Below are 14,418 nucleotides of genomic sequence, written 5' to 3' on the forward strand. Positions count from 1 at the left end.
GACCGGAACGACGCTCACGCGCCCGCCCGCCCGATGATCTCCGTCGTCATGTCTCGAGGGTACGCGGCGCAGGACCCGACGAGGGTCGAGACGGCGGATCTGCGCTTCCAGTGGTCTTACCTCTGTGTCATACTGAAGGCGACCCGTACCGGCGGCGCCGCCTCGAGATCGGCTCCGCTCTCGTCGGCACGGCCGAGAAGGAGATGTCGATGGAATTTCTGGATCCGCTCGCGCTTGCGCGCTGGCAGTTCGGGCTCACCACGCTCTACCACTACCTGTTCGTCCCCCTCACTCTCGGCATGGGTCTGGTCGTCGCGATCTTCCAGTCTGCGTGGGTGCGCACGGGTCACACGAAGTGGCTGCAGCTGACGCGCCTGTTCGGCAAGATCTTCCTCATCAACTTCGCCATGGGCGTGGTGACGGGCATCGTGCAGGAGTTCCAGTTCGGCATGAACTGGTCGTCGTACTCGCGCTTCGTCGGTGACGTCTTCGGAGCTCCCCTCGCCTTCGAGGGACTTCTCGCCTTCTTCTTCGAGGCGACGTTCATCGGGTTGTGGATCTTCGGCTGGGATCGGCTTTCGAAACGACTGCATCTCGCGACCATCTGGATGGCGTGGATCGGCGCCGTCATGTCGGCCTACTTCATCCTCGCCGCGAACTCGTTCATGCAGAACCCGGTCGGGTACCAGATGTCTGCCGACGGCCGCCGCGCCGAACTCATCGACATCGGAGCCGTGCTGACCAACCGCGTCGCTCTAGCGACCTTCCCGCACACCATGTTCGCCGCCTTCATGTTCGCCGCGGCGGTCGTTATCGCGGTCGCCGCCTGGCACCTCTCGCGTCACCGCAACCAGGAGACGATGCGTCCGGCGCTGCGGTTCGGCATGTGGATGATGCTCATCTCCTTCGCCGGTGTTGCGATCGCCGGAGACGCCCTCGGTCTCCAGATGGTGGCGACGCAGCCGATGAAGATGGCGGCGGCGGAAGCGTTGTACAACACCGCCTGCGGGCCGGATGCCTCGTTCTCCCTCTTCTCCCTCGGCACGCCCGACGGGACGAGCGAGATCTGGTCGCTGCGCGTGCCGTATCTGCTCTCGTTCCTGTCGACCCACACGTTCGACGGATGCGTCGAAGGCATCAACAACCTGAACGCCGATTACACCCAGAACTGGCCGATGTTCGCCGACCAGCTCGGCGGCGAACTTCCGTTCGCGCCCGTCATCTGGGTCACGTACTGGTCGTTCCGCTGGATGATGGCGTTCGGCGCGGCCGCCGCGCTCGTCTCCGTGGTCGGCCTGTGGCTCACCCGCACGAAGGCGAAGCGCGCGGTGCCGCAGTGGGCATGGCGGGTCGCGATCTGGTCGGCGCCCCTCCCCAAGCTCGGCAGCCTGGTCGGCTGGGTCTTCACCGAGATGGGCCGGCAGCCCTGGATCGTGTTCGGGCTCATGCTCACCGAGGACGGCGTCTCCCCCAGCGTCCCCGGATGGACGGTCCTGATATCGCTCGTCGCATTCACGCTGACCTACGCCGTGCTCGCGGTCGTCGAGTTCGGCCTCATCCGCAAGGCCGCGCAGGCGGGGCCGGAGCCCATCCCCGAGCCGGGTGAGGGCGCGGATGCGGATTCCGACGGCCACTACACCCCGACCACGGTCTACTAGGAGCGCGGCATGGATCTCGCATACGTCTGGTTCTTCATCGTCGGCATCCTGTTCGTGGGGTACTTCGTGCTCGACGGGTTCGACTTCGGCGTCGGCATGTCGCTGCCCTTCCTCGGTAAGGACGACATCGGTCGCCGGCAGATCATCAACACGATCGGACCGGTCTGGGACCTCAACGAGACCTGGGTCATCGTGGCCGGCGCGTGCCTGTTCGCGGCATTCCCGGAGTGGTACGCCACGCTCTTCAGCGGGTTCTACCTCGCGCTCCTGCTGATCCTGCTCGCGCTCATCGTCCGCGGAGTCTCGTTCGAGTACCGCCATCAGCGCGACAGCCTGAAGTGGAAGCGCGGCTTCGACACGATGATCGTGGTCGGCTCCGCGGTCCCCGCGTTCCTCTGGGGCGTCGCCGTGGCGAACATCGTGCAGGGCGTGCCGCTGGATGCCGCTCACGAGTTCACCGGCTCCCTGCTGACACTGCTGAACCCGTACGGCCTGCTCGGCGGCCTGACGACTCTGCTGCTCTTCTTCACCCACGGCGTGTATTTCGTCGCGCTGAAGACCGATGGCGCTGTGCGCTCCGATGCACGTCGACTCGCGGGCCGATCGGGGCTGCTCACGGTCGTCGTCGCCGCTGTGTTCCTGCTCTGGACCGTGCTGAACGCGACGAACGCGGGCGCACCGGCGCTCATGCTCGTGGTCGTCTGCGCGGGCCTCGCCGCCGTGCTGCTGATCGGTTCGTTGATCGCCAACCGGATCGACCGCGAGGGTTGGGCGTTCGCGTTCGGCGCCGCAACGGTGGCGTTCGCCGTGCTCACCCTGTGGTTCGCGCTCTTCCCGAACGTGATGCCCTCCACGGGAGACCCGGCGGGCACGCTCACGATCGAGAACGCGTCGAGCACCGACTACACGCTCACGATCATGACCTGGGCGGCGGTGATCTTCCTTCCGCTCGTCCTGCTGTACCAGGGCTGGACGTACTGGATCTTCCGCAAGCGCGTCACGCGGTCGCGCATCGAGAAGGCAGCAGCGGTCGCGCACTGATCGGGGTGCGGCGCCCGCCCGCGCCGCACTCCCGCAGTCCGTCCCCGCATGATGAGGCAGGATCGTAGAGTGACCACGGATGCTGCTCCCGCCGCCCCGCGCGTGAGCAATCGGCCGGTCGATCCGCGCCTGCTGCGGTACAGCACCGCGTCGCGCGGGTTCTTGCTGGTCACCGCGGCCATCGTGCTCGCCCAGACCGGCGTGATCCTCGGGTTCGCGTGGCTCCTGACCGTCGCCCTCGTCGGTGCGATCGCCGGCGAACCGGTCGCGGATCTCGTCCCCGCACTCGCCGGCGCGGCCGCACTCGCCCTCCTCCGCGGCCTGCTCATCGCGGCGTCCGAACGCACGTCGGCGATCGGCGCGGCGCGGGCGTCGCTGCAGCTCCGCGACCGGTTGGTGCGGGCCGTCGAGGCCCTCGGCCCGGGATGGCTGGCGGCGCGCAACACCTCGTCGCTCGCCGTCACCGCCGGCCATGGCTTGGAAGCCCTCGACGCCTACTTCGGGCGGTACCTGCCGCAGCTGGTCGCCACCGCGATCACGATGCCGATCCTCATCCTCGCGATCCTGGTCGCCGACCCGATCTCGGGGATCACGGTGATCGTCACCATCCCGCTCATCCCCGTCTTCATGGTGCTGATCGGTCTGGCGACGCGCGCGGTGCAGAACCGGCAGTATGCGACGCTCCACCGACTCGCGGCACGGTTCTCCGACACGGTCGCGGGCCTCGGCACGCTGAAGATCTTCGGCCGTCAGCACCGGGCCGCCGAGGGCATCGAGACCGTCACCCGCGACTACAAGCGCGAGACCATGTCGGTGCTGCGGGTGTCGTTCATGTCGGGCTTCGCGCTGGAGTTCCTCGCCTCGATCTCGGTGGCGATCCTCGCGGTGACGATCGGCTTCCGCCTCCTCGGCGGCGAGATGCCGCTGCTCGTCGGACTCTTCGTGCTCCTGCTCGCGCCCGAGGCGTATCTGCCGCTCCGCCAGGTCGGCGTGCAGTTCCACGCCGCGGCCGAGGGCGTGGCGGCGACCGACGAGATCTTCCAGGTGCTGGATGCGGCGCAGGGCGTCCCGGCACCGACGGCCCCGGAAGCGCGGGCCGACGCCGTGCCGGCCGGGCCGCTGGTGGCGGCGCGCTGCCTGGTCGTGCGCCGCGGCCAGCGCGTCATCGGACCGCTCGACCTCGACGTCTCCGCGGGCGAGATCTTGCTGCTCGAGGGGCCGAGCGGCGCGGGCAAGTCCAGCATCCTGTCCGCACTCCTCGGATTCGTGCCCGCCGAGGGAATCATCCACGCCGGCGCGACGTCGGCGCGTGAGGTGCTGGCGTGGGCGGGCCAGCGCCCGGGCCTGCTCTCCGGCACGATCGCGGAGAACGTCGCGCTCGGCGATCCGGCACCGGATGCGGAACGCGTCGCCCGATGCCTCGCAGATGCGGGCGTCGATGTGCCCGCATCCGTCGTTCTGGGCGCTGCCGGGGCGGGAATCTCGGGCGGGCAGGCGCAACGGGTCGCGATCGCGCGCGCGCTGTACCGCCTGCGGAGCGGACGTGCACGGGTTCTCGCTCTCGATGAGCCGTCGAGTGCCCTCGACGGCGCGACCGAGGCTCGGCTGTGGCAGACGCTTCGACGGGTGGCCGATACCGAGCAGGCGGGCGTGCTGCTGATCTCGCACCGCCGGTCCGCCCGCGACATCGCCGACCGCATCACCTCCTTGCCCGCGCTCGAGGGTGCGAGCGGAGGACGCGCATGAGAACCGCCGAGGTGCTGCGCTCCGCCCAACCCCCGATCCGTCGTTTCTGGGGACCGCTGGCCGCCGGTTTCGGCACAGCGGTCAGCGCGATCGCCCTGTTGGCCGCGAGCGCCTGGCTGATCACACGATCGGCCGAACAGCCCGCGGTCATGTACATCACGGCCGTCGTCGTCGCGGTACGCGCGTTCGCGCTCGGTCGCGGCGTCTTCCGCTACCTCGAACGTCTCACCGGGCATGACGCGACGCTCGGTCAGCTCGCCGGGGTGCGCGCGGCGCTGGTGCGCCGGATCGTGCCGCTCGCCCCGGACGGCCTGGGCGGCGCGCGGCGCGGCGCGTTGCTCTCGCGGCTGGTCGACGACGTCGACGAGTTGCAGAATCTGCCGCTGCGCGTGGTCATGCCGCTCGCGGTGGCCGGAACGGCGTCGCTCGCGAGCGTCGTCTTCGTCGCATTCCTCTCTCCCCTGGCCGCCGTCACCCTCGCCGCCTGTCTCCTCGTCGCCTTCGCTCTCGCGGTCTGGCTCGGCTGGCTCCTCGGCGCCCGCGCCGAGCGTCAGATCGCTCCGCTGCGCTCACGTCTGGCCGACGCGCTCGTCGACGAGCTGACGTCGCTCGACGTGCTGACCGCGTTCGATGCGACGGATGCGGCGCATGCCCGGGTTCGTGCCGCGGACGAGGCGCTGCGCCGAGCGATCGTCCGCCGCGCCGGAGCGCAGGGTTTCACCTCCGGCGCCGTATCACTGCTCGCGGGTGTCGCCTCGGTCGCTGCCCTGCTCGTCGCTCTGCCCGGGCTGAGCGCGGGCGCGATGGCCGGCCCGGCGTTCGCCGTGGTCGTGCTGTTGCCGATGGCCGTCTTCGAGATCTTCGGCCCGGTTCCGCTCGCGCTCGCGTCATGGCGCCAGGTGCGATCTGCGGCCGAACGCGTCGCACGGACCGTCCCGGATGCGGTGCCCGCCGGCATTCCGCAGAACGAACCGGCCGCGACCGGATCGGCGCCTGCCCTCGGCACCGGTATCTCGCTGCGGGGCCTCAGCGCACGCTGGCCCGACCGCGGCGGGAACGTCGATGGAGACGCCGTCGCGCCCACCGCGGCGACGCCCGCACCGCCGGTGGATGCATCCGACTCCGATTCGGGCCGACTCATCGCGGTCGATCTCGACGTCGCGCCGGGCGAGCGCGTGCTGATCACCGGGCCGAGCGGCGCGGGAAAAACGACGCTCGCGCACGTCTTGGTGCGCTTCCTGGACTACGGCGGGTCGTATCGGATCGGCGATGTCGAGGCCCGCACGGTGAACGGCGATGATCTGCGGCGCACCGTGGGGCTGTGCGAGCAGTCGCCGTACCTGTTCGACGAGTCCCTGCGGCAGAACCTGCTGTTCGCCCGGGACTCGGCCACCGACGACGACCTGTGGGCGGCGCTCGAACGCGTCGGTCTCGCGGGGTGGGCCGCAGAGCGCGGGGGGCTCGACGCGAGCCTCGGCGAACGCGGCGCGCTCGTCTCGGGCGGCCAGGCCCAGCGCATCGCCCTCGCGCGGGCCCTCCTCGCCGACTTCCCGGTGCTCGTGCTCGACGAACCGACAGCGGGGGTCGACCCCGCCGCCTCCGATGCGCTGCTCGGCGACCTGCTCGGCGCCGTCGGCACCGAACGCGCCGTCATCCTCATCTCGCACGTCGACGTGCCGGCCGGACTCGTCGACCGCGAGGTGCGCCTGGAAGCCGGGCGCATGGCCTGACCGCAGCCTCCGTCGCGGGCTAGAGGATGAGCCCGAAGGCCTGCTCCCCCGCGGCCGACGGCAGTCGCGTGAAGCCGAGCCGGTCGTAGAACCCGACGGCGGCGGTGTTCTCGGCGGACGCGACCAGGTGGATGCCCGTGACACCCCGCGAACGGAGCGTCTCACCGAGCCGCTCGATCAGGGCGCGCCCGAACCCCTGCCCCTGCAGGTCCGGAAGCAGATCGATGTGCAGATGGGCGGGATACTCCGCCGCGCGCGGATCGACGCGACTGCCCCGCGCGTCGGCGTACGCGAGCAGCCCGGCCTCGCGCGGGTCGGCGCCCTCGCGGGCGAAGCGGGCGGCGCGCACCGGCCACCACTCCGACCGGAACCACTCCTCGAAAGCGACCGTGTCAGGAGCGGCCACGGCGTAGCCGAGCACGCGTCCCTCTCCCTCGACCACGAACGCGGTGTCGGGGTGCCGCGCCACGTAGGGCAGCACGAAGATCTCGGCCCAGATGCCGTCGTCGGACAGCGTGCCCGTCGCATCCGCGCCGGCGGCGGCCGTCCGCACGCAGATGTCGGCGAGGTCGGTCTCATCGCCGACGCGGAAAGGGCGGATGCGGCTCATCCGCCGAGCCTACGACGCGGGCCCGGCTCTCCCGAGCCCGTCCGCTCAGACCGGCAGCAACCGCACGGTCGTCGCCGGCACCTGCACCACGATCTGAACACCGGGAACCAGGCCCGCATCCGCCAGCTCGTCGGTCGCGACGTCGACCGCCACCTCGATGCTGCCGCCCGCGGCCACCGTGTGCACGCGCACCCCGCCGACGGTCTGCTCGAGTCGTGCGACCACGGCGTGCCAGGTGGTCGTCCTACTGGTGCTGCTCCCGTGCACGTTCCCGGGCACGATGCGCGCGTCGGCGGGCCGGAAGACGGCGGCGACCGACTGGCCGTCCGGCACGCGGGCCCCGCGGTCCCCCGCGAACGCCACGTCGCCGACGCGGCACGCGCCATCGGCCGAGACGCCGACGACCCGGTTGAGACCGGCGAGCGAGGCGACGAAGGCCGTCGAGGGTGCACGCAGCACGTCGCGGACGCGCCCGGACTGGGTGATCCGCCCGTCCTCGACGACGGCGACCCGGTCGGCGAGCGCCACCGCATCGACGGCGTCGTGCGTGACGATGATGCACGTGCGGTCGGCGAGCTGGGCACTGAGCATCGTCCGGATGCCGCTCGCGGTCACCGGATCGAGCGACGTGAACGGCTCGTCGAGAAGGATGAGGCCGGGCGATGCGGCGAGCGCCCGCGCGACGGCGACGCGCTGCTGCTGACCCCCCGAAAGGGCTGCGGGGCGCCGGTCGCCCGCCTCGGCGAGACCGACGCGCGCGAGCAGCTCGTCGGCCGTCCGGCGCGCCTCGGCCACCGCGACACCGGCGGCGCGCGGACCGAAGGCGACGTTCTCACGCGCGGAGAGGTGCGGGAAGAGCCGCGGATCCTGCCCGAGCAGCACCGTGCCGCGACGCGCGGCGGCGATCCGCATCCGCCCGTCCGACAGGGTGCGCTCGCCGAGCCTGACGTGTCCGGCGTCCAGCGCCACCAGCCCGGCGATCGCGGCGAGCAGGGTCGACTTGCCGGCGCCGCTCGGACCCATGACGGCCACAGTGGTGCCGGATGCGGCCACGAGCCGCGCCGACAGCGTGAACCCGCTGGGGTAGTCGACCGTGACGTCGGCATCGAGCGTCTCGCTCATCGCACCGCCTCCGGTCGCCAGGCCCGCACGAGCACGAGCACGAGCACGGCGGTCACGAGCAGCAGGAGAGCGAGCGCGACGGCGGTGCCCTGCGACACCCCGGCGCCATTGAACGCGGTGTAGATCGCGAGCGGCATGGTCTGGGTCACGCCCGGCGCGTTCCCCGCGAACAGCGCGGTGGCGCCGAACTCGCCGATTGCCCGCGCGAAGCACAGAACCGTTCCGGTCACGAGCCCCGGGGCGGCCAACGGCAGGGTCACCCGACGGAGCACTGTCCAGCGCCCGGCACCGAGGGCGGCCGCCGCCTGCTCGTACCCGGTGCCCGTCGCCCGGAGCGCCCCCTCGAGGGCCAGCACGAGGAACGGCAGCGCGACGAAGGCCTGCGCGAGCACCACCGCCGCCGTCGTGAACGGCAACCGGACGCCCACGAGATCCAGGGCGCCGCCGAGCCACCCGTTGCGACCGAAGAGGAACAGGAGCGCGATTCCACCCACCATGGGCGGCAGCACGAGCGGCACCGTCACGGCCGCACGGAGGATCGCGGCGGCCCTCGCCCCGGAACGGGCGATCAGGAGCGCGAGCGGAACACCCACGAGCAGGCACAGGACGGTCGCCATGAGCCCGGTGCCGAGCGAGAGGCCGAGGGCCGAGAGCGCGGCCGGAGAGGTGACGTCCTGCCACAGCGTCGACCACTGCACGCGCGCGACGAGCGCGACCAGGGGAACGACGAGGAACGCCAGACCGAGTGCCGCGGGCGCGACAAGCGCACGCGGCACGAACGCGGGAGTCCGACGACTCACGCCGGTCCGAAGCCGAGACGGGCGAGGATCGCGCGACCTTCGTCTCCCGCGACGAACGCGACGAAGGCCGCGGCGGCGTCGGCATCCGGTGCGTCTGTGAGTGCCACGATCGGGTAGCGGTTGACGACGTCGGCGGCGCCGTCCGGAACGATTGATTCGACGTCGGCGTTGCCGAGCGCGTCGGTCGCGTAGACGAGCCCCGCGTCGGCCTCGCCCTCGGCGACCTTCGTCAGCACCGCCGTCACATTCTGCTCGGCGCTGGCGGGCGTCACCGTGACCCCCGCGTTCGCGAGCAGGGTCTGGGAGGCCGCGCCGCACGGCACCTCGGGCGCACAGAGCACGACGGTCGCATCCGGTGCCGCGAGATCGGCCAGCGACGAGATGCCGGCCGGGTTGCCAGCGGGCACGACGATGACGAGCGTGTTGGAGGCGAAGAGCGTGGGGTCTGCGGCGAGACCCGCGTCGACGACCTTCGCCATGTTCTTCTCGTCCGCCGAGGCGAACACGTCGACCGGCGCGCCCTCGATGATCTGGTTGGCGAGCGTCGACGATCCGTCGTACGAGATCGGGCGCACATCGACTCCCGGATGCTGCGCCTCGAAGACCGCGGCGATCTCGTCGAACGCGGTGCCGAGCGAGGCGGCGGCCGAGATCGTGAGCGATCCGGTGAGCTCGTCGCTCGCGGCCGTCGATGCGGCCGGGGCGGTGCTGCCCGCGCAGCCCGCGGCGAGGAAGGCAGTCGTGGCGAGGAGAGCGGCGAGGAGAGCGGCGAGGGCGGCTCGGCGGCGCATGTCAGTCCTTCGGGGTTTCGACGATGACGGTGGTGGCTTTGACGACGGCGACCGCGAGCGACCCGGGTTCGAGCGCGAGTTCGCGTGCCGACTCGGCCGACATGAGCGACACCACCCGGTGCGGGCCCGCCTGGATATCGACCTGGGCCATCACCCCGTCGATCTGCACGCGCGTCACGAGGCCGGTGAACCGGTTGCGGGCGCTCGAGAGCACATCGCCGGGGAGGGATGCGGATGCCGCGAGCGCGACGGCCCGCTCGGCCAGGGCGGCGCCCGGAATCTCCGCCGGGGTCGCGTCGGTCACGGGGAGCAGCCCCTGATCGATCCACCGGCGCACCGTGTCGTCGCTCACCCCGAGCAACCGGGCGGCCTGGGCGACCTTGTAGCTGTGCATCCCGCCACTCTAGTGCCGCACATACGGGTTAAGGCGCGAGATATCTCCGCATCTGCGTGCAAACCGGAGCTCGTGAAGGCGCGATCCTTCGCTCACGTGACGCGATCCGCGATCCCGGGCGACGGATTGCGACATGCGAGCGTTCCCGATCCGGGCGGATGCGGCGGGCCTACGCTGGATCCATGCCGTTCCCGCCGCTGGTCGAGCCCACCGATACTCTGAGCGACGCCGAGCGGGTGCGCACCGCCCGGCATGCGACGCTGGCCGGCTTCGGCGAACTCTCGCAGCGACGGCTCGCCGCATCCCGCGTCGCCGTGATCGGCGCGGGCGGCCTCGGCTCTCCCGTCGTGCTCGCCCTCGCTGCGGCCGGCGTCGGCGAACTCGTCGTGATCGACGACGACATGGTCGATCAATCGAACCTGCACCGGCAGATCCTGCATCGGCACGCCGATCTCGGCGCCCCCAAGGTCGACAGCGCGGTGCGCGCCGCGGCCGACCTCTCCCCCACCACGACCGTCCGCGCGGTACGGCAGCGACTCACCGCCGACAACGCGGCGGAGCTGCTCGCCGGCGCGCACCTCGTCATCGACGGTTCCGACACCTTCGAGACCCGTGCCTCGGTCGCCGCGGCGACCGAGGCATCCGGCATCCCGCTCGTGTGGGGCACCCTGCAGGAGTTCGACGCGCAGGTGACGGTCTTCTGGTCGAGCCCACCGCCCGGCCACGACGCCGTCGTGTTGCATGATCTCTATCCCCCCGAGAGCGTCGGCGAGGTTCCGACGTGCGCGCAGGTCGGAGTGCTGGGCGCACTCTGCGTGCAGGTGGGCGGCCTGCTGGCGATCGAGGCCATCAAGCTCCTCACGGGCATCGGCGAACCGCTACTCGGACGCGTGCTGCTGATCGACTCGCTCCGGGCCCGGCAGCGCGAGATCCCGCTGCGGTCATCGCCCACCCCCGCCCCAGCGACGGACGCCGCCTTTCCGAGCGGCAAGACGGGCCTGATGGGCGAGACGGGCCTGAGCGGCAAGACGGGCCTGAGCGGCGAGGCGGATTCGGCATCACCCGCCCGCGTGCCGGATGCGCCGGTGCCGGTGCACGTTTCCCCGACCCTCCTCGATGACAGCCGGGCCGCCGGCGCCACGGTGCTCGATGTGCGCGAGCCGCGCGAGACGGCGACGGGCACGATCGAGGGCGCGCGCCTGGTTCCCCTCGGCGAGGTGCTCGCCGACCCGTCGGCGCTCGGCACCGGCCCCTTCGTGGTCGTCTGCCAGGCGGGCGTGCGGGCGGAGCGAGCCGCGGTGGCGCTCCTTCGGGCCGGGGCATCCGCATCCGTCCTCTCCGGCGGAATGGATGCCTGGCAGGGCACCGGACACCGGGCGACCGCATGAGCGACGAGCTGCGTACCGTCGAAGAACAGGTGGCGCGCGTCCTCGCTGAGGTCGCCCCGACCGCCGCCGAGTCGGTGCCGCTCGCGCAGGCGCAGGGTCGCACGCTGCAGCGCGACGTGCGCGCGGCCGTCGATATTCCGGTGTTCGACAACTCCGCGATGGACGGCTTCGCGGTGCGCTACGCCGATGTCGCGGCGGCGGACCCGCAGCATCCGGTGACCCTGCGCGTCGTCGCCGACCTGCCCGCGGGCACCGCGCTCGACCCCGTCCTGCAGGCGGGCGAGGCCGCGCGGATCATGACAGGCTCTCCGGTACCGACGTCGGCCGACACGATCGTGCCGTTCGAAGACACCGTCGGCGGGCTCGCCGATTCGCTCACCGATGTCATCGTGCGGCATGCCCCGCAGGCGACCGGGGTGCACCTTCGTCGGCGGGCGGCGGATGCGTCGGTCGGCGATGTTATCGTCGCCGCCGGAACCGCGCTCGGCCCGTTGCAGCTCTCTGCCGCCGCCGCGTCGGGCGTTGCCGTCGTCTCGGTGCACGCGAGGCCCCGTGTGGCCGTCATCTCCACCGGGAGCGAGCTCGTCGCCGCCGGCGAACCGCTGGGTCGGGGCCAGATCCCCGAGTCGAACGGCCTTCTGCTCGCGGCGCTCGCGACGGATGCCGGCGCGGAGATCGTCTGGCGCACGAGCGTCGACGACACCGACGCGGCGTTCCTCGAGGCGCTGCGGCGTGCCGCCGAGGCCCGCGCCGACATCGTGATCACGAGCGGCGGGGTGAGCGCGGGAGCCTTCGAGGTCGTCAAGAACGTGCTGCAGGGCAGCGATGTCGCCTTCTCCAAGGTCGCCATGCAACCCGGAAAGCCCCAGGCGTTCGGCCGCCTCCCGACCGGCGCGCTGCTCTTCGGGCTGCCCGGAAATCCGGTCAGCTCCGCGGTCTCGTTCGAGGTCTTCGTGCGCCCGGCGCTCCTCCGCATGCAAGGGCGCTCGGAGATTTACCGACCGATCCTGCGGCTGCCCGCCGCATCCGGATGGCGCACGCCGCCGTCCCGCCGGCAGTACCTGCCCGCGGCGATCGACCGATCCGACCCGGCGCGGTGGACCGTGCGGCCGGCAACCGGCGGGGGGTCGGGTTCGCACCTGGCCGGCGGTTTGGCCCGCGCCGAGGCGTATGCCATCGTCGCTGCCGAGATCGACGCCGTGGCCGAGGGCGATCTCGTCGATGTCATGCTGATGGCATGAGTTTCACGCACCTGGATGCGGCCGGCCACGCGCGCATGGTCGATGTCACCGCGAAGCAGACCACGGTTCGCGCGGCGACCGCGCGCGGGTTCGTCCGCTGTGCGCCGGGCGTCGTCGCGGCGCTCCGCGACGGCAGCGTTCCGAAGGGCGACGTGCTCGCCGTGGCGCGCATCGCCGGCATCCAGGCCGCCAAGCACACCCCGGATCTCCTCCCGCTCGCGCACGTCATCGGCGTGCACGGCGCCACCGTGGACCTCGTCATCGTCGATGCGGGGATCGAGATCGAAGCGACCGTCCGGACCGCTGACCGCACCGGGGTCGAGATGGAGGCGATGACCGCCGTGTCCGTCGCGGCGCTGACCGTCGTCGACATGGTCAAGGCGCTCGACAAGGGCACCTCGATCGACAACGTCCGCATCGTGCGCAAAGAGGGCGGCAAGTCCGGCACCTGGACCCGCCCCGGCGAGGAATGAGCGCGACTCTCGGCGCGATCGTGCTGGCCGGGGGCCGGGCGACGCGTCTGGACGGCGTCGACAAGCCGGCGCTCGAGGTCGGCGGCATCTCGCTGCTGGAACGCGCCGTGGCCGCGGCGCAGGCGGCGGGCGCAGCATCCGTCGTCATCGTCGGACCGCCCGGCGCAGAACTGCCACACACGGTGCGCGTGCAGGAGCAGCCGGCGTTCGCCGGGCCGGCCGCCGCGATCGTCGCGGGGCTCGGCGCGCTGGGCGGGCGGGAGGCGGGCGCGGCAAACGATCCGGAGTGGATGCTCGTGCTGGCGGCCGATCTGGCGCGACCGGATGCGGCGGTCGCCCGACTCGTCGCCGACCTGGCTCTTCTGCCGGCCGATACCGACGGCGTGTGCCTCGCCGACGGCTCGTCGCGCCCGCAGTGGCTGACGGGGGCGTATCGCACCGCATCCCTCCGACGCGCCGCGAAGGCGATACCGGATGCGGGCCGCGATGCCCCCGTGCGGGCACTGCTGGACGACCTGTCGATCGCCGTCTTCCGCGTCCCCGACGACATCGTCCACGACGTCGACACGTGGCAGGATCTGGAGCAGGCGCGGCGGCTCTACGACGACACCGCGAATGCACAGGCCGTGGGCGGCCCGAGCCGCCTCGAGGAGGAGACCCCATGACCGAACATCTGCCCCCCGAGGCGCTGGACGCCTGGGCCGACGCCATCCGCGAGCGCCTGGGCCTCGGCGCTGACGACCTTCCGATCTCGCTCATCCTGGATCTCGCCGGCGACGTGGCCCGAGGGGTGGCTCGCCCCGCCGCACCGCTCAGCGCGTTCGCCGCCGGGCTCGCCGCCGGCCGCGCCGGAGGATCCCCCGACCAGGTGCGCGAGGCGGCCGCGGCCATCTCGGCTCTCGCCGCCGAGTGGCCCCGCTGATGGCCCGCATCCGCTACTTCGCCGCCGCCGAAGAGCTCGCCGGTCGCGCCGAGGAGACCCGCAGTGAGCAGACCCTCGGTGAGCTCCGCCGGGCACTCACAGCGGACCGGCCCGGACTCGGCGGCATCCTTCCCCGCTGCGCCGTGCTCGTCGCGGGTGCGCGGACCGACGACGACACCCCGCTCGGCACCGACACCGTCGTCGACGTTCTGCCCCCCTTCGCCGGCGGCTGAGCGCGGCGCGCCGCATCCCTCACTCGGGGGATACTCACGGCCCGATCCAGCCCGATCTACCCCGATCCGCCCGGCCCGATCTGCCTCGCCGAATCTGCCTCGCCGAATCTGCCTCGCCGAATCTGCCTCGCCCGATCTGCCCTGCCCGATCTGCCCAAGCGAGGAGATCTGCCGAAGCGAGGACCACAACCCCCACATCCGCCCTCGCCCCGGCAGATCACCTCGCTACGGCAGATGCCACACCCGGGCGACGATCCCAGTCCGAGCAC

The 14,418-nt window shown here is 71.9% G+C and carries 15 protein-coding genes; 10 read left to right on the forward strand and 5 right to left on the reverse strand.

The window, feature by feature from the left end; translation table 11 throughout:
• The first annotated feature begins 209 nt into the window (after positions 1 to 209).
• The 4 genes from LMI96_RS11875 to LMI96_RS11890 all read left to right on the forward strand — a co-directional run bounded on the left by LMI96_RS11875 (position 210) and on the right by LMI96_RS11890 (position 6,175).
• Entirely contained in the window at positions 210 to 1,658 is a 1,449-nt protein-coding gene (locus LMI96_RS11875; protein ID WP_228361618.1) for a cytochrome ubiquinol oxidase subunit I, read from the forward strand.
• Between the two features lie 9 nt (positions 1,659 to 1,667).
• Positions 1,668 to 2,699, forward strand: a complete 1,032-nt coding sequence (cydB, locus tag LMI96_RS11880; protein WP_223722797.1) for a cytochrome d ubiquinol oxidase subunit II — start codon at positions 1,668 to 1,670, stop codon at positions 2,697 to 2,699.
• Positions 2,700 to 2,768: 69 nt separating this feature from the next.
• Positions 2,769 to 4,445 (forward strand): thiol reductant ABC exporter subunit CydD, encoded by a 1,677-nt coding sequence (gene cydD, locus LMI96_RS11885; RefSeq protein ID WP_228361619.1) that lies wholly within the window; start codon positions 2,769 to 2,771, stop codon positions 4,443 to 4,445.
• On the forward strand, positions 4,442 to 6,175 hold the full coding sequence (locus LMI96_RS11890) for an amino acid ABC transporter ATP-binding/permease protein (RefSeq protein ID WP_228361620.1): 1,734 nt from the start codon (positions 4,442 to 4,444) through the stop codon (positions 6,173 to 6,175). The genes cydD and LMI96_RS11890 overlap by 4 nt, the downstream gene beginning before the upstream one ends.
• 19 nt (positions 6,176 to 6,194) lie before the next feature.
• On the opposite strand, the gene LMI96_RS11895 is transcribed toward LMI96_RS11890, so the two are convergent.
• Genes LMI96_RS11895 through LMI96_RS11915 form a run of 5 tightly spaced genes read right to left on the reverse strand, consistent with a single transcriptional unit; the run spans position 6,195 to position 9,892 of the window.
• Entirely contained in the window at positions 6,195 to 6,785 is a 591-nt protein-coding gene (locus LMI96_RS11895; protein WP_228361621.1) for a GNAT family N-acetyltransferase, read from the reverse strand.
• 45 nt (positions 6,786 to 6,830) lie between these two features.
• Positions 6,831 to 7,907 (reverse strand): ABC transporter ATP-binding protein, encoded by a 1,077-nt coding sequence (locus tag LMI96_RS11900; protein ID WP_228361622.1) that lies wholly within the window; start codon positions 7,905 to 7,907, stop codon positions 6,831 to 6,833.
• On the reverse strand, positions 7,904 to 8,707 hold the full coding sequence (locus tag LMI96_RS11905; RefSeq protein WP_228361623.1) for an ABC transporter permease: 804 nt from the start codon (positions 8,705 to 8,707) through the stop codon (positions 7,904 to 7,906). The genes LMI96_RS11900 and LMI96_RS11905 overlap by 4 nt, the downstream gene beginning before the upstream one ends.
• Positions 8,704 to 9,498: a molybdate ABC transporter substrate-binding protein gene (gene modA, locus LMI96_RS11910; RefSeq protein ID WP_228361624.1), complete on the reverse strand. Its 795-nt coding sequence runs from the start codon at positions 9,496 to 9,498 to the stop codon at positions 8,704 to 8,706. Before modA ends, LMI96_RS11905 begins: the two co-directional genes overlap by 4 nt.
• Position 9,499: 1 nt before the next feature.
• Complete coding sequence (locus LMI96_RS11915) at positions 9,500 to 9,892, reverse strand: molybdopterin-binding protein (RefSeq protein WP_223722790.1); 393 nt, start codon at positions 9,890 to 9,892, stop codon at positions 9,500 to 9,502.
• A gap of 182 nt (positions 9,893 to 10,074) precedes the next feature.
• Between LMI96_RS11915 and LMI96_RS11920 the strand changes: the two genes are divergently transcribed.
• The 6 genes from LMI96_RS11920 to LMI96_RS11945 are packed head-to-tail and all read left to right on the forward strand — an operon-like array spanning position 10,075 to position 14,149.
• Positions 10,075 to 11,280, forward strand: a complete 1,206-nt coding sequence (locus tag LMI96_RS11920) for a ThiF family adenylyltransferase (RefSeq protein ID WP_228361625.1) — start codon at positions 10,075 to 10,077, stop codon at positions 11,278 to 11,280.
• Complete coding sequence (gene glp, locus LMI96_RS11925) at positions 11,277 to 12,521, forward strand: gephyrin-like molybdotransferase Glp (protein ID WP_228361626.1); 1,245 nt, start codon at positions 11,277 to 11,279, stop codon at positions 12,519 to 12,521. The genes LMI96_RS11920 and glp overlap by 4 nt, the downstream gene beginning before the upstream one ends.
• Positions 12,518 to 12,994 carry a cyclic pyranopterin monophosphate synthase MoaC gene (gene moaC, locus LMI96_RS11930; protein ID WP_228361627.1) on the forward strand — a complete coding sequence of 159 codons (477 nt, stop codon included), beginning with the start codon at positions 12,518 to 12,520 and terminating at the stop codon, positions 12,992 to 12,994. Before glp ends, moaC begins: the two co-directional genes overlap by 4 nt.
• Positions 12,991 to 13,659, forward strand: coding sequence for a molybdenum cofactor guanylyltransferase (locus LMI96_RS11935; protein WP_228361628.1), 669 nt, complete (start codon positions 12,991 to 12,993; stop codon positions 13,657 to 13,659). The genes moaC and LMI96_RS11935 overlap by 4 nt, the downstream gene beginning before the upstream one ends.
• A complete protein-coding gene (locus LMI96_RS11940) occupies positions 13,656 to 13,916 on the forward strand; it encodes a DUF6457 domain-containing protein (RefSeq protein WP_228361629.1) in 261 nt (86 codons plus the stop codon). The genes LMI96_RS11935 and LMI96_RS11940 overlap by 4 nt, the downstream gene beginning before the upstream one ends.
• The gene (locus LMI96_RS11945; RefSeq protein WP_228361630.1) at positions 13,916 to 14,149 is read left to right on the forward strand and encodes a MoaD/ThiS family protein; all 234 of its coding nucleotides are present in this window, start codon (positions 13,916 to 13,918) and stop codon (positions 14,147 to 14,149) included. Before LMI96_RS11940 ends, LMI96_RS11945 begins: the two co-directional genes overlap by 1 nt.
• The last annotated feature ends 269 nt before the right edge of the window (positions 14,150 to 14,418 follow it).

It is taken from the genome of Microbacterium sp. cx-59 (assembly GCF_020805625.1).
GTDB lineage: Bacteria > Actinomycetota > Actinomycetes > Actinomycetales > Microbacteriaceae > Microbacterium.

Bases quoted from the DNA above. Each gene is read 5' to 3' on its own strand.
- LMI96_RS11935 (WP_228361628.1), top strand. From the start codon at position 12,991: ATGAGCGCGACTCTCGGCGCGATCGTGCTGGCCGGGGGCCGGGCGACG.
- moaC (WP_228361627.1), top strand. From the start codon at position 12,518: ATGAGTTTCACGCACCTGGATGCGGCCGGCCACGCGCGCATGGTCGAT.
- LMI96_RS11900 (WP_228361622.1), bottom strand. From the start codon at position 7,907: ATGAGCGAGACGCTCGATGCCGACGTCACGGTCGACTACCCCAGCGGG.
- glp (WP_228361626.1), top strand. From the start codon at position 11,277: ATGAGCGACGAGCTGCGTACCGTCGAAGAACAGGTGGCGCGCGTCCTC.
- modA (WP_228361624.1), bottom strand. From the start codon at position 9,498: ATGCGCCGCCGAGCCGCCCTCGCCGCTCTCCTCGCCGCTCTCCTCGCC.
- LMI96_RS11940 (WP_228361629.1), top strand. From the start codon at position 13,656: ATGACCGAACATCTGCCCCCCGAGGCGCTGGACGCCTGGGCCGACGCC.
- LMI96_RS11915 (WP_223722790.1), bottom strand. From the start codon at position 9,892: ATGCACAGCTACAAGGTCGCCCAGGCCGCCCGGTTGCTCGGGGTGAGC.
- LMI96_RS11920 (WP_228361625.1), top strand. From the start codon at position 10,075: ATGCCGTTCCCGCCGCTGGTCGAGCCCACCGATACTCTGAGCGACGCC.
- cydB (WP_223722797.1), top strand. From the start codon at position 1,668: ATGGATCTCGCATACGTCTGGTTCTTCATCGTCGGCATCCTGTTCGTG.
- LMI96_RS11945 (WP_228361630.1), top strand. From the start codon at position 13,916: ATGGCCCGCATCCGCTACTTCGCCGCCGCCGAAGAGCTCGCCGGTCGC.
- LMI96_RS11875 (WP_228361618.1), top strand. From the start codon at position 210: ATGGAATTTCTGGATCCGCTCGCGCTTGCGCGCTGGCAGTTCGGGCTC.
- LMI96_RS11895 (WP_228361621.1), bottom strand. From the start codon at position 6,785: ATGAGCCGCATCCGCCCTTTCCGCGTCGGCGATGAGACCGACCTCGCC.
- LMI96_RS11890 (WP_228361620.1), top strand. From the start codon at position 4,442: ATGAGAACCGCCGAGGTGCTGCGCTCCGCCCAACCCCCGATCCGTCGT.